This is a genomic window from Priestia sp. FSL P4-0332 (assembly GCF_038005845.1).
Taxonomy (GTDB): Bacteria; Bacillota; Bacilli; order Bacillales; family Bacillaceae_H; genus Priestia.
Window position 1 is genome coordinate 2,075,995 of record NZ_JBBOUA010000001.1, and the last position, 12,987, is coordinate 2,088,981.

Genomic DNA, 12,987 nt, shown 5'->3' on the forward strand with positions numbered 1-12,987 from the left:
TAGAGATTACTGAAGGATTTTTAGAGGGGACTATGGATAAAATAATTAAACAGTTGGTGTCGCTAGTTGAAACATCATTACTAACGCAAGTTACGATTCAAAGTGAAAGTGACTATGATCCAGTTGAAGTTACGAACAAAACAAAAGAGTGGGTACTTATTGGTAAAGGAAACTATGCCGGTGTGTTTACGCACGAAAATTATCCTGAATTTGTCGTGAAAGTATACGGAAGAGAAATTTATGGTGTAAAAAAAGAAGCGCAAGTGTATAGAAAGCTGGGCGTTCACCCAGCTTATTCTCAACTTTTTCATGAGGGAAAGACGTACTTGATTTTAAAAAGGCTTACAGGCGTTACACTGTATGATGCCGTCCAGCGGGGCATAAAGATTCCAGAACAAGTCATAAAAGATGTGAATAAAGCTTTGGACTATGCAAGAAGCCAGGGTTTAAACCCATATGATGTGCATGGTAAAAATGTCATGATGAAAGATGGACGAGGGTATGTGGTGGATATCTCTGACTTTTATAAAGAAGGTATTGATAAAAAATGGACAGACCTTGTAAAAGCTTATTACACCTTTTATCCGTTTATTGATAAGTACCATATCCGCTTGCCGTACCCGCTTTTAAACGTTATCAGAAAAGCATATCGTCTATATCGTAGAATCAAATCAAAAAGGAGTTTCCGCTAAAGGAAACTCCTTTTTAAGATGAAATACAGCGCAATACATGCTGCTGCTCAAAAGTTGGTTTTAATTTGAATAGAATGGTTTGTAGTATTTCAGATTGATAGACAAATTTTAGCGTATGTTTAAGAGAAAGAGGATGTAAGAAAGAACGTATTCTTTTATTAGCATAACGTATCACCTGTTCTTCATAAAATAAAGTACGTGCGGAGATTTTAGCGTGAATGTCTTTTGTTAGTTCGATTGTAAACTGGATAATCATTAAATCAGTGTCTTTACAGTATTTTTCTAGTAGCATGATATCACCTCCATTTTGTCAACTCATTTACATAATCTTAATATAAAATTTACAAATGTCAATAAAAGACGGAAAAATAAATGGTAAGACTGTTCTTTTTATATGTCGGATAAACAAGAACGTGATAGAGGTGAGTAAAGTTGAACATTAACGTCGGATTTGCAATTTTAGCTGATATTGATAATAAGATGACGGCTGCTATTTATGTGGAAAATCAAATTGTAGCGATTATAGCTGGACCTTCAGATATTCTTTATGAAAAGTTAAAAAAAGTGTTTTTATAATAGAGAAAAGCTGTAATTGTAAATATGATTCATAAAAAGCTTAAAAATTCTATGAAATAGTCGAAATAAAAGATGAGGATAAAATACACAAAAAGAAAGAACAGGAAGTTAAGGATAGGAGAATTACATATGGATAAAACATCTTTTATTGGACTTATTTTAGGAATAGCCTCTCTTATTGTAGGCATGTTTTTCAAAGGGGTTAATCCATCTGTGTTAGGAAATCCGGCTGCTATTTTAATTATTATTGTCGGAACCGTCGGAGCAGTAGTGATTGCATTTCCTTCAAATGAAATCAAGAGAGTCCCAAAACTGTTTGGTGTCCTGTTTAAAGAACAAAAAATGCTGCAGCCCGTTGATTTAGTATCCATGTTTTCTGAATGGGGACAAGTTGTTCGAAAAGAAGGGTTACTATCACTTGAAGCCCAAATTATTGATGTAGATGACCCTTTCTTAAAAAATGGTTTGAATTTAGCTATTGATGGTCAAAGTGCGGATTATATACGAGACGTGTTGTCTGAAGAAATTGATGCTATGGAAGAAAGACATCAAACGGGTGCAAGTATTTTCGCTTTAGCAGGTACATATGCTCCAACTCTGGGTGTACTTGGAGCTGTTATAGGGTTAATTGCTGCGCTTGGGAACATGGAAGATACAGATACGCTAGGACATGCGATCAGCGCGGCGTTTGTTGCTACGCTTCTTGGTATTTTTACTGGGTATGTACTATGGCATCCGTTTGCAAATAAACTAAAGCGTAAATCGAAACATGAAGTAAAGGTAAAGTATATGATGATCGAAGGAGTGCTTTCACTTTTAGAAGGAGAAACACCAAAAGTAATTGAGCAAAAGCTGGCTTCTTATTTGCCAACAGCGGAACGTAAAAAGCTTCTTCAAGAAAGTGAAGTGGGCATAAATGAGTAGACGCAGAAAACGAAAGCATGAAGAGGACCATGTTGACGAAAGCTGGCTGCTTCCTTACTCAGATTTGCTTACACTTTTACTTGCTTTATTCATTGTATTGTTTGCAATGAGCTCAGTGGATGCGCAGAAATTTAAGAACCTTTCTCGCGCATTTAATGAAGCGTTCGTTGGAGGAACGGGCGTGATGGAATTTCAATCTCTGCAGGAATCTGAAGAAGCGGTTCAGCCTTCAAATACTCCTGCAGCTAAAAGTACGGAAAAAACAAATGAAGTGGAGACAGCCCCCAATCAGTCTCCTGCTTCTTCACAATCGTTGACGAGCGAACAAAAGGAGCAAACCATTCGAGAAGCTGATCAAGAAGAGCTTCAGCAAATTCAATCTAAAATTAATGCGTATATTAAAAAGAAAAACTTAACAAATCAATTACAGACTTCGCTAACCGAGGAAGGTCTCTTAATTTCCATTCGAGACAATGTATTGTTTGATTCGGGAAGAGCACAAGTTCGGAGTGAAGATACAAAAATCGCAAATGATATTTCAGAGCTTTTGGTGATTGATCCTCCTCGTAATATTATTATTAGCGGTCACACCGATAACGTACCTATTCGCAACGCTGGTTTTGAATCCAACTGGGAGTTAAGCGTGATGAGAGCAGTTAACTTTATGAAAGTTATCTTAAAAAACGATAAGCTTAATCCAAGCATGTTCAGTGCAAAAGGATTTGGAGAGTTCAAACCGGTGACATCTAACAATACAGCAGAGGGACAAGCGAAAAATAGGAGGGTTGAAATATTGATTACTCCTCGTACAATTAAACAGCCGTAAAAGCAGTCCTGCTTTTACGGCTGTTTTTCTATGTGTTATAAAGCTAAGAGTCTTCTCTTTTCAAAGTTTCCTCGTACTAACTTGAGATCCATTCCATCTAAAATCAAGTCAATGAGAGCGCCTTTAAAGACATCCGCTGTTTTTTTCTTATCATTGGACTGCAAATATTGCACGCGATACCACTTGTCTTCAACTTGAAAGTACATAAACCGTCCGTGCGTAAAATCAATCCAAAACTTTGTAGGTTGTCCATTGAGATTTTTATAAACATATCCCCAGCTTCGTCCTTGGTGAGCGTCCTTCATTTTAGGGCGAGCTGTATTAAATACTTCGTAATATACTTTGTGCTTAATATCATAGAGCATCATGTGACAGTCCTCCTATCTATAGACGTGCTAGCAGGTAAAGATATATTTGTATACAACAAGTATACTCAGCTGAATGGAATCGTAGACTATTTTTTTGAGACAAGCAGAAACGCAGTTAAATGAAAAAGACAGTTTAAATTAGCTCAATCATTCCGCTTTTTTTATACTGTAAGTAAATGCGTTAAATAAGGAGGAAAAAATGAGACGAGTAGGAATAGTAGGTGCTGGAATGACGGGCCTTACAGCAGCGGCTGAATTACAAAAAGAAGGAATAGAGGTCTTTCTTCTTGATAAGGGTAAAAGTGTAGGGGGACGAATGGCTACCCGAAGAGTAGGAGATGGAAAAGCAGATCACGGAGCTCAATTTTTTACAGTGAGATCCGATGAATTTCAACAAGACGTAAATAAATGGATAGCTGATAGAAAGGTTAAGAAGTGGTTTGGTGACCATCACCCTCGGTATCAAAGTATGAATGGCATGAATGCGCTAGCTAAATATTTAGCTGAAGATCTACGCGTATACGTGAATCGAAAAGTTCAAGCCATTGATTTTCAAAACGGAAGGTATCAGCTGTATACAGAAGAAAATGAGATTTTTGAAGCGACTGATATCATTCTTACGCCTCCGTCTCCTCAGGTTATTGAGGTACTTAATAATAGTAAGCTGCAAACGGACCAATCAATTCTTAATACACTGAAATTTAGTCCCTGCTTGGTTGCTATCGTGGAGCTTTACACAGAGATGCTGTATGGTGATCATGGTCAAATCACGAATCCTTCTAGCACAATCCAAAGAATCGTTAATCATGAGCAAAAAGGAATATCAAAGACGCCCGTTCTTAGCATATATATGAATAAAGACTGGTCAGAAAAACATTTTGATGAACATGAACATGAGCTGCTGCGGGCGATAAAAAATGAAATAAAAGAATGGATAGGTGCAAATCATATTAAAAGCATTCAGTTAAAGAAATGGCGCTATGCAGAGGTTGAACAAGTTCTTCATCAGCCCTTTGCTAAAATTATGCCGTCGCTACTGGTGGCAGGAGATGCTTTTTTAAGAAGGGAAGACGAAACAAATCACTCACGGTTAGAGAGCGCATATTTGTCAGGGAAATCGGCAGCCGCTGAATTAATGGGAAAGAACATCTAGAAAAAGGAGGGACCAAGAAGTGAAAAATAATTGGATAATGAAACAAACGTGGAAAGATTTGCTGTTTATTCATTGGCCTGTAGATCCGACATTTTTGGCTTCTTTATTGCCTAGTCAGTTAGAGCCTGACACCTATGATGGTCAAGGATGGATTGCACTTGTGCCTTTTACGATGACAGACATTCGATTCAAAGGAACGCCCGCAGTTCCCATCTTTTCACGGCTATATGAGCTGAATGTGCGTACATATGTTACATATAAAGGGGAAAAAGGCGTTTATTTTTTTAGTTTAGACGCAAGCAATCCGCTAGGGGTATGGATTGCTCGTCAGTTTTTTCATTTGCCTTATTACCACGCTACTATGACATTCAACAAAACTCAGAACCATATTTCTTTTCAGTCAGTTCGAACGCACAGAGACTCAAAAAAAGAGCGAGTAAAGCTTACATATAGAGGTATTTCTCCGTCCTATCGCAGTAGAAAAGGAGAATTAGCTCATTGGCTTACAGAGCGCTACTGCTTATTTACCACTCATCAAGGAAATGTCTACAGAGGAGACCTTTATCATGATCCTTGGGAGCTGCAAAAAGGGGAGTGTGAAATAAGAGATGATTCTATTACTCCGCCTTTTTTGCGTCCCGCGGACAATCGCGATTTAATTGTGCACTATGCAAATCAAGTCACGGCTTATTTTTATCCTTTTAAAAAAGTATAAGTATCAAAACAAAATTAAAAAGTCTTCATACCCTTCTTTTTTAAGCTTCTCTGTTGGAATGAAGCGCAAAGCCGCGGAATTTACTTGATAGTATTCGCTGTTTTCTTCGGTTAATAGTAAACCCAAATAGTTATTTCCTTCTTTGCTTTTTAGTGCTGTTTCATGCTGCATCGGAACTTTTTTTATATTTCCGTATAAAATAGGGCGTTTAAAAACCGGCCACCCTGTATGGGAAGGGAGTTGATCTGACGTTTTAAACAGTGCTTCTCCCGTTAGAAGATCAACGTAAATTCCTTGTTTTTTGTTATTCCAATATAAATTTGTAAAAGGAGGTTCGGTTCCGTTTTCCTGCGTAACAAAATATTGCATGGGCGTTAGGACCTTTTTTAGATAGGAGCGGTCCTTTGGCCAATGCTGTGCCAGAAAATCAGTTCGCCCCGAGCCTTCTTTGTATAATTTATAGTGAAATGTGTTTTTTCGATAATAATCCTGCTGCTGCTCTTCTGCTTCATAAAAAAAAGAAAAAGGTAAAATAGGTGTGACGATAGGATGCTTAAAGCGTCCGCTTTGGGCTAGCTTTTTTTTAGAATCGAAAGCCGCTTCTTTTTGTTTTTCATTGTGATAAAAAATAATGGCTCGATATGCCGGTCCGCGGTCTGAAAACTGTCCGCCAGAATCCGTAGGGTCAATTTGCTGCCAATACAGGTTAAGCAGTTCTTCAAACATAATATGAGAAGGATCCCATACAATTTGTACTGCTTCTACGTATTCGCTTTCCTGTTTAGCTTCAGAAGTGATTTGTTCATCTTTAGCGTAGCCCGAGCGGATACTGCTGATTCCTGGAAGCTGATCAAAAGGAGCGACCATGCACCAAAAGCATCCTCCCGCAAATGTTGCATATTCTTTCACGTTACTTACCTCTTTTCGTTGAATGAAATAAATAAAAATATATTTATGTATTAAAATGTATAAATAAACAGAAAGCGCTTTATAACTAGTCTTGTAAGAAAGCACGCTCTTGTGGTATTATGACCACTGGATAAAAGAAAAATGGCTTATTGTTTACACGAGTATCCTTATTTTATGTTCTTAAAAAGATGCAGTTTATTGTTTAAGCATTCAAAGAAGTACATAGGTTCAAGCAGTAAGAGGAACAATTAAAGAATAGAATAAGGACGTTTTACTCTTAAACGATACCACATTCCAGAATCTACATACCAGTTTAGGAGGAGCTAGTTTGAACACAACCCGTTTACCAGCTATGTGGGAAATAATGATTGTGCTTGCTTTATTTTTAGCAGTTGTTATTTCATTTGCAACTGTTTTTGATTTACCTATTCAGCTCGCTTTATTTATTTCATGGTTTATTGTTATGGCGCTAGGAGTACGACTTGGGTATACGTATAATCAGCTGCAAGGGGCCATTACAAGAGGAATATCAAACGGCTTAGAAGCTATTTTAATTTTATTAGCCGTCGGTACGTTAATTGGAACATGGATTGCCGGAGGAGTTGTTCCTTCTCTTATTTATTTTGGATTAGAGTTTATTAATCCAACATTCTTTTTACTTGCTACACTTATCATTTGCTCTATTACCTCGATTTCAACAGGAACATCTTGGGGAACGGTTGGTACAGCTGGAATCGCAATGATGGGAATCGGACAAGGCTTAGGCATGCCGCTCGCTTTAGTAGCTGGAGCTGTGATTTCAGGAGCTTATTTTGGAGACAAGCTTTCTCCTCTTTCTGACAGTACCATTTTATCTGCGTCAATGGCTCGAGTGAACGTTATTGATCACGTAAAAGCAATGTTAGTGTTGGATATTCCTGCTTACCTCATTACGGCAGTATTATTTACGGTAACAGGGTTTATGTATGGAGGAAAAGATTTTGATGCTGGACGGGTAGAAGGATTAAAATCTTCGCTGTTGGATACATTCCATATCAGCGGGTGGATGCTGATTCCGGCTTTGGCTGTCATTGTCCTTTTAGCATTCAAGAAACCTTCTCTTCCAGCAATTGCGATTGGCTCATTATTAGGAATTATATGGGCAGTTGTCTTTCAACATATGGATGTGGCGAGCGCATTTAATACGGCTTATGAAGGGTTTAAAATTAATACCGACAACACATTTTTAAGTGAGCTGTTAAATCGTGGCGGAATTTTAAGCATGGTCGGTTCCATTATTGTCATTATTTTTGGACTAGGCTTTGGCGGGTTATTAGATGAGCTCGGCGTCTTAGAAGTCCTGTTATCTAAATTCGAAAAAATTCTTGTCAATTCAGGAAACGTTACGGCTTCTACTATTTTCGTTGGGTTATTAGGGAATATATTTGGTTGTGCAATGTATGTTTCATTAATTTTAACACCGAAAATTATGGAGAAAAGTTATGACAAGTTAAGAATACAGCGTCTAGTGCTTGCCCGTAACTCGGAAGTAGGGGGAACCTTAACTTCAGGGATGGTTCCGTGGACGGACAACGGTGTATTTCTAGCTACAACGCTTGGGATTTCTACATTCGCTTATCTGCCGTTTATGTGGCTAAGCTTTGTCTCTATTATTTTGGCGATTATTTACGGATATACAGGGAAATTCATTTGGTACGTAACCGAAGAAAAACAGCGTTCTTCTATAGCGAAATAAAAGAGGCTGAGACAACAGTATGTTAGTTGAAAGAAGATCCGAACGATGAATTGAGATTCTTGATGGAGAATCAACTTCGTTCGGATTTTTTTATTGGTATGATAAACGTAGGTTTCATGTATTTCGTTGCTTCTAGCTGTTGATTGGATTGATTTAGTTATGTCTAGAGCTCTTTGATCAAATCATTTCTGGATATTCGATGTTCCAGTGGACATTTTGAAGGTAAAGCTGAACATCCGCCTTTTTTTTCTGCTTCAGAAGTTTTAGAATATGGCGGTGATGCTCATTCATCACATGTAAAATGGCGTATAGCTCTTTATTGTCATTGCTAAAGTACGTTTGTCTGATGAATCCGTCTTGCAAAGACATAAGCTGTTCTTTTAAGGTCACATTACCGCATCGGTTCAAATATACTCGATGAAAATACGTTTGATATTTTTGATAATCCTGATAATTTTCTAATTCAATCGAAACATCGATTTTTTTAATAAGCTCATCCATCTTCGTAAAATCTTCTTCCGTTAAGTGATCAATCGACAGCGCAGCTGCAAGACCATCTAAAGCACCGACGATTTCAAATACTTCTAGTTTTTTTGGTGTGTCAATTTCCTTTACAGTAAACCCTCTGCGCGGTCTGTATTCTAATAGATTGTCTGAAGCCAGTTTAATAAGCGCTTCTCTCACAGGCGTTCGGCTGACATTCAGCTGAGAACAAATACTGGCTTCATTTATTTTGTCGTTAGGCAGCAGTGTACCGTCTTGAATTTGACTTGCTATGTAGTTATATACATGATCTTTTAATGAATGATAAATCATAGGCCCCTTGTTCATTGTTTCCCCCTAAAATAAATATCGCATCAGCCGTTCTTTCTCTTCATGTCATGGTGATGAAAAAGTATAAAAATAGCATGAAAGAACGTACAGGTGTAAAAATAATCATATCATATCACTTCATTTAATCTTAGTTAGAATATAAAAAATAGAATTATTGAAATATTTTTTACTATTCATTGTTGTAAAAAATCTGAAAAATGATATAATCGTAAAAAGATTTAAGAAGTGTATATTGTATACAATATACAAAATTCGTACATATCGAAGAAATAGAGCCTACTCCTGCAGAGAAGAGACTATAGAGAATATGTAAATAAACCAAGTTTTTTGATGGGTTTACTACAAAAAGGAGGTACATAATGGGAGAGAATACAACATCTATGAATCAGTTACAAAGAAAAATGAAAAGCCGTCATTTATTTATGATTTCTCTTGGTGGTGTTATCGGTACGGGGCTGTTTCTTAATTCAGGCTACACAATTAATGCAGCAGGTCCTGGGGGAACACTCCTTGCTTATTTAATCGGTGGATTAATTATGTATTTAGTCATGATATGTCTAGGGGAACTAAGCGTAGCAATGCCTGTGTCAGGATCATTTCAAGTATACGCTACGAAGTTTATCGGGCCGGGAACTGGTTTTGCGGTTGGCTGGCTCTACTGGCTGACTTGGGTGGTATCTGTCGGTTCGGAGTTTACAGCGTCTGGATTGCTTATGCAAAGATGGTTTCCTGACGTTTCGGTTTGGATATGGAGCGCGCTGTTTGCCCTTTTATTATTTGGTTTAAATGCAACATCTGTACGTTTTTTCGGCGAAACAGAATTTTGGTTTTCAAGTATTAAAGTATTAACGATTATTGTATTTATTATTTTAGGCGCAGCAGCGATGTTTGGATTCATTCCTCTTAGCGGTCATGAAAAAGCGCCGATGCTTTCTCATTTTACAGGAGAGGGCGGTTTATTTCCAAATGGACTTATGCCTGTATTAATTACGATGGTTTCTGTTAGCTTTGCTTTTTCGGGAACAGAATTAATTGGTATTACGGCGGGGGAAACAGAGGATCCGGAAAAGAACATACCTCGCGCAATTAAAAATATCATTTGGCGTACGTTCTTCTTTTTTATTGGCGCCATGTTTGTACTATCTGGATTGATTTCATGGAAACAAGCAGGAGTGTTAGAAAGTCCTTTTGTAACGGTATTCGATCAAATAGGTATTCCTTACGCAGCAGATATCATGAACTTGGTTATTTTAACAGCTTTATTATCAAACGCTAATGCAGGATTATACGCATGTTCGAGAATGCTATGGTCATTATCTGATCAAAAAATGGTCAGCACTTGGTTAGGGAAAGTAACGTCTAAAGGAGTTCCATTTAATTCGTTACTTATCAGCATGGGAGTGGCATGTCTGTCCTTGCTGTCAAGCGTAGTTGCACCAACAACTGTTTACTTAGTATTAGTTTCTATTTCTGGATTTGCGGTTGTAGCTGTATGGATGGCTATTGCGGCTTCTCACTTTATGTTCAGAAGACGCTATATTAAAGAAGGGAATGATGTATCGAAGCTTGTTTACAAAGCTCCTTTATATCCTCTTGTACCTATTTTAGCGTTTGTTTTATGCTTTGCTGCTTGTGTAGGACTGGCTTTTGATGAGAGTCAGCGTATCGCATTATACTGCGGTATCCCATTTGTCCTTTTTTGTTACTTGTTTTATTATTTGAAAAATAAAAAAGGAAACAGAAAAAACGAAAGTCAGCCTATAGCAAAATAAAAAGCAGAAGACCTAGGTCTTCTGCTTTTTTTGCATACAAAAACACCCTATCCATCCGTACTGGTTAAGTGTCCCGCAACAAGCGAAATTGAATTGGATAGGGTGCGTATCTATATAGTAGAGAAAGAGGCGCCATTTGTCAAACTTATTTAGCCGCGCCTTATTTAAAAATAGAAATAAGCAAGGTTTTCACTGTTTTTTCATTTTCACTATGTATAGTAAGGAATGTAAAGAAAAGATATTCGCAGCAGCACGTCGTACAGATCCGTAGAACGCGAAAGAAAGGAGGAGGTCAAATGGCTAAGCGGGATGCGTATTTTGATAATGTAAAATTTATCTTAATTGTATTAGTAGTGTTTGGCCATTTGTTAACTCCCTTCATCAATGATGAACAGTGGCTACGAACGCTCTACATATTTATTTACACCTTTCATATGCCAGCGTTTATTTTAATAAGCGGCTATTTTGCAAAGGGATACCGAAAAAAGGATATATGTGGAAGATGGCGAAGAAAGTATTACTTCCTTATATTATTTTTCAACTTATCTATGCGGTATACGACTATAAACTGTATGATGAATCCACATTCGAAGTTTCAGTGTTTCAGCCAGCTTGGTCGCTATGGTTTTTGTTGAGTTTATTTTGTTGGAACGCCATGTTGTTCATTTTTACAAAAATCAAATATCCTTTAGCCGTTGCGGCAGTTTTAGGAATTATGATTGGCTTATGTGAACAGCTGGAAACAACGTTAAGCCTTTCTAGAACCTTTGTGTTCTTTCCCTTCTTCTTAGCAGGATTTTATATGAAAAAAGAACATTTTAAAAAGTTGACGTCTGTTTCTTGCAAAAAAGTAGCTGGAGGCACTTTGCTGATTATTGCTCTATGGATTCAGTATATAGCACCGGATTTTGAGAAAGAGTGGTTATTTGGTTCAAAATCTTATGCCTCTTTAGGTGTAAATCAATTAGAGGGAATGACCATTCGTACGCTATTTTATAGCATCAGCTTAGCAATGACGATTTCCTTTCTAGCTTTGATCCCTACACAAACGATGTCCTTTACATCTCGAGGTGCTCAAACCTTTTATGTATATCTGCTACATGGGTTTCTGATTAAATATATCCGCCTATCTTCTTTTGGAGACTGGATAGAAAGTGTACAAGGATACAGTATTCTTCTAATTGGAGCTTGTGGAGTGGCGTGGTTGTTGTCGAGTAAATACGTATCTACTATTGCAAGACCTTTAATTGAGCTTAAACCGTTACCAAGGCGCAAAAGTTTAAGTTTAGGTAAGTAATGAGAAATGGAAAAGGAGTTTAACGATGTCTAAAAACAAAATAATTATAATTATTGCAGCCGTTGTGATTATTGCTGCAGTAGCTATTGGTGCCGTAGCAATGAATAAATCAAAGGTGGTTGCTACCGTTGGTGATGAAAAAATCACAAAAGATCAGCTGTACGATGCTCTTCTTGCTCAAGGAGGATCAAGTGTCCTTGATTCACTGATTGAACAAAAAGTTATTTCAAAAGAAGCAGCTAAACAAAATATTAAAGTAACCGATAAAGAAATTAATGCTGAATTAGAAAACCTTAAAAGTCAGTACGGAGGAGAAGATGCATTAAATCAAGCATTAGCATCTAGCGGTGTAAAATTGTCAGAGCTGAAAAAAGATTTAAAGACGAATATTGAAGCAAAAAAAATGGTCGAGTCGACTATTAATATTAAAGATAGTGAAATGAAATCGTACTTTAATCAAAATAAAGATTCACTAGCTACAGAAGCACAGGTGAAAGCTAGTCATATCTTAGTAGCAGACGAAAAAACAGCGAAAGAAGTAAAGGCAAAGCTTGATAAAGGAGAAGATTTTGCGAAGTTAGCAAAAGAATACTCAACAGATACAGCTTCTAAATCAAATGGCGGAGACCTTGGATATTTCAAAAAAGGTGATATGGTCGAAGCTTTTGCCAACAAAGCATTTTCAATGAAGGTAAATGAAGTAAGTGATCCAGTTAAAACAGAATACGGTTATCACATTATTAAAGTAACAGGCAAAAAAGAAGCGCAAAAAGCAACATATGAAAATAGTAAAGCAAAAATCAAGCAAACGCTGCTTGATCAAAAATACCAAACAGAGTATCCAACATGGTTACAAAAGCTAAAGAAAAAGTATGATATTACAAACAAACTTGATTCATAAATAATACCTTAACGAAATGAGGGGATGGATATGAAACAAACAGCGTCTTATAGTAAGTTAGAAAAAATCGTCGAGCAATTGAAGCATAGAGGTGTACGAGCTGAGATATGCCGGCGTGTTGTAAAGGTCACAGAAACTGTTAATGGATCAAATCCTTCATATTCAAATCAAATCGTTAGGCATTCATAAAGAGTACAAAAGACGCAAACTGCTGAACAGCAGTTTACGCCCCTGCTGAGTATAGCTAAGGGAATTTAAAATGAAAAGAGATCAGTAGAGGCAGCT

The 12,987-nt window shown here is 37.2% G+C and carries 15 protein-coding genes and 1 pseudogene; 12 read left to right on the top strand and 4 right to left on the bottom strand.

The genetic code is table 11. The annotated features are described in order from the left end of the window. Nucleotides 1–32 precede the first annotated feature (32 nt). Nucleotides 33–692 carry an elongation factor G gene (locus tag MKY06_RS10460; protein ID WP_013056744.1) on the top strand — a complete coding sequence of 220 codons (660 nt, stop codon included), beginning with the start codon at nucleotides 33–35 and terminating at the stop codon, nucleotides 690–692. Between the two features lie 13 nt (nucleotides 693–705). Here MKY06_RS10460 and MKY06_RS10465 read toward each other — a convergent pair whose 3' ends face one another. Further along, entirely contained in the window at nucleotides 706–984 is a 279-nt protein-coding gene (locus MKY06_RS10465) for a hypothetical protein (protein ID WP_029321381.1), read from the bottom strand. Nucleotides 985–1,124: 140 nt separating this feature from the next. Between MKY06_RS10465 and MKY06_RS10470 the strand changes: the two genes are divergently transcribed. From MKY06_RS10470 to motB, 3 genes are all read left to right on the top strand, one after another. Further along, entirely contained in the window at nucleotides 1,125–1,268 is a 144-nt protein-coding gene (locus MKY06_RS10470) for a hypothetical protein (RefSeq protein ID WP_014460421.1), read from the top strand. A 129-nt stretch (nucleotides 1,269–1,397) separates the two neighbouring features. Beyond that, nucleotides 1,398–2,192, top strand: coding sequence for a flagellar motor stator protein MotA (gene motA, locus MKY06_RS10475; protein ID WP_013056745.1), 795 nt, complete (start codon nucleotides 1,398–1,400; stop codon nucleotides 2,190–2,192). Next, a complete protein-coding gene (gene motB / locus MKY06_RS10480) occupies nucleotides 2,185–3,018 on the top strand; it encodes a flagellar motor protein MotB (protein ID WP_013056746.1) in 834 nt (277 codons plus the stop codon). Before motA ends, motB begins: the two co-directional genes overlap by 8 nt. 35 nt (nucleotides 3,019–3,053) lie before the next feature. Here the strand turns inward: motB and MKY06_RS10485 are convergent, their stop codons facing one another. Continuing rightward, the gene (locus MKY06_RS10485; RefSeq protein ID WP_013056747.1) at nucleotides 3,054–3,386 is read right to left on the bottom strand and encodes a hypothetical protein; all 333 of its coding nucleotides are present in this window, start codon (nucleotides 3,384–3,386) and stop codon (nucleotides 3,054–3,056) included. Between the two features lie 199 nt (nucleotides 3,387–3,585). On the opposite strand from MKY06_RS10485, the gene MKY06_RS10490 reads away from it, so the two are divergent. Together MKY06_RS10490 and MKY06_RS10495 are read left to right on the top strand one after the other, a co-directional pair. Beyond that, complete coding sequence (locus MKY06_RS10490) at nucleotides 3,586–4,539, top strand: NAD(P)/FAD-dependent oxidoreductase (protein WP_061859737.1); 954 nt, start codon at nucleotides 3,586–3,588, stop codon at nucleotides 4,537–4,539. A 19-nt stretch (nucleotides 4,540–4,558) separates the two neighbouring features. Continuing rightward, nucleotides 4,559–5,254, top strand: coding sequence for a YqjF family protein (locus MKY06_RS10495; protein WP_013056749.1), 696 nt, complete (start codon nucleotides 4,559–4,561; stop codon nucleotides 5,252–5,254). A gap of 3 nt (nucleotides 5,255–5,257) precedes the next feature. Here the strand turns inward: MKY06_RS10495 and msrA are convergent, their stop codons facing one another. Further along, nucleotides 5,258–6,163: a peptide-methionine (S)-S-oxide reductase MsrA gene (gene msrA, locus MKY06_RS10500; protein ID WP_081113323.1), complete on the bottom strand. Its 906-nt coding sequence runs from the start codon at nucleotides 6,161–6,163 to the stop codon at nucleotides 5,258–5,260. 328 nt (nucleotides 6,164–6,491) lie between these two features. Between msrA and nhaC the strand changes: the two genes are divergently transcribed. Then, entirely contained in the window at nucleotides 6,492–7,898 is a 1,407-nt protein-coding gene (gene nhaC / locus MKY06_RS10505; protein ID WP_029321389.1) for a Na+/H+ antiporter NhaC, read from the top strand. A 177-nt stretch (nucleotides 7,899–8,075) separates the two neighbouring features. Here nhaC and MKY06_RS10510 read toward each other — a convergent pair whose 3' ends face one another. Then, on the bottom strand, nucleotides 8,076–8,729 hold the full coding sequence (locus MKY06_RS10510; protein WP_013056752.1) for a GntR family transcriptional regulator: 654 nt from the start codon (nucleotides 8,727–8,729) through the stop codon (nucleotides 8,076–8,078). 362 nt (nucleotides 8,730–9,091) lie between these two features. Here MKY06_RS10510 and MKY06_RS10515 point away from each other — a divergent pair, with 362 nt between their 5' ends. From MKY06_RS10515 to MKY06_RS10530, 5 genes and pseudogenes are all read left to right on the top strand, one after another. After that, entirely contained in the window at nucleotides 9,092–10,504 is a 1,413-nt protein-coding gene (locus MKY06_RS10515) for an amino acid permease (protein ID WP_029321393.1), read from the top strand. A gap of 296 nt (nucleotides 10,505–10,800) precedes the next feature. Continuing rightward, a pseudogene (locus MKY06_RS30720) lies at nucleotides 10,801–10,971 on the top strand (acyltransferase family protein); the annotation flags it as partial. A gap of 35 nt (nucleotides 10,972–11,006) precedes the next feature. After that, nucleotides 11,007–11,801, top strand: coding sequence for an acyltransferase family protein (locus MKY06_RS10520; RefSeq protein WP_255294382.1), 795 nt, complete (start codon nucleotides 11,007–11,009; stop codon nucleotides 11,799–11,801). Nucleotides 11,802–11,826: 25 nt separating this feature from the next. Next, on the top strand, nucleotides 11,827–12,702 hold the full coding sequence (locus MKY06_RS10525; protein ID WP_013056755.1) for a peptidylprolyl isomerase: 876 nt from the start codon (nucleotides 11,827–11,829) through the stop codon (nucleotides 12,700–12,702). A 30-nt stretch (nucleotides 12,703–12,732) separates the two neighbouring features. Further along, nucleotides 12,733–12,891: a hypothetical protein gene (locus MKY06_RS10530; RefSeq protein ID WP_014460408.1), complete on the top strand. Its 159-nt coding sequence runs from the start codon at nucleotides 12,733–12,735 to the stop codon at nucleotides 12,889–12,891. Nucleotides 12,892–12,987: the final 96 nt, after the last annotated feature.

Bases quoted from the DNA above. Each gene is read 5' to 3' on its own strand.
- MKY06_RS10520 (WP_255294382.1), top strand. From the start codon at position 11,007: ATGGCGAAGAAAGTATTACTTCCTTATATTATTTTTCAACTTATCTAT.
- MKY06_RS10485 (WP_013056747.1), bottom strand. From the start codon at position 3,386: ATGATGCTCTATGATATTAAGCACAAAGTATATTACGAAGTATTTAAT.
- MKY06_RS10525 (WP_013056755.1), top strand. From the start codon at position 11,827: ATGTCTAAAAACAAAATAATTATAATTATTGCAGCCGTTGTGATTATT.
- MKY06_RS10490 (WP_061859737.1), top strand. From the start codon at position 3,586: ATGAGACGAGTAGGAATAGTAGGTGCTGGAATGACGGGCCTTACAGCA.
- MKY06_RS10515 (WP_029321393.1), top strand. From the start codon at position 9,092: ATGGGAGAGAATACAACATCTATGAATCAGTTACAAAGAAAAATGAAA.
- MKY06_RS10510 (WP_013056752.1), bottom strand. From the start codon at position 8,729: ATGAACAAGGGGCCTATGATTTATCATTCATTAAAAGATCATGTATAT.
- MKY06_RS10465 (WP_029321381.1), bottom strand. From the start codon at position 984: ATGCTACTAGAAAAATACTGTAAAGACACTGATTTAATGATTATCCAG.
- motB (WP_013056746.1), top strand. From the start codon at position 2,185: ATGAGTAGACGCAGAAAACGAAAGCATGAAGAGGACCATGTTGACGAA.
- MKY06_RS10530 (WP_014460408.1), top strand. From the start codon at position 12,733: ATGAAACAAACAGCGTCTTATAGTAAGTTAGAAAAAATCGTCGAGCAA.
- motA (WP_013056745.1), top strand. From the start codon at position 1,398: ATGGATAAAACATCTTTTATTGGACTTATTTTAGGAATAGCCTCTCTT.
- MKY06_RS10460 (WP_013056744.1), top strand. From the start codon at position 33: ATGGATAAAATAATTAAACAGTTGGTGTCGCTAGTTGAAACATCATTA.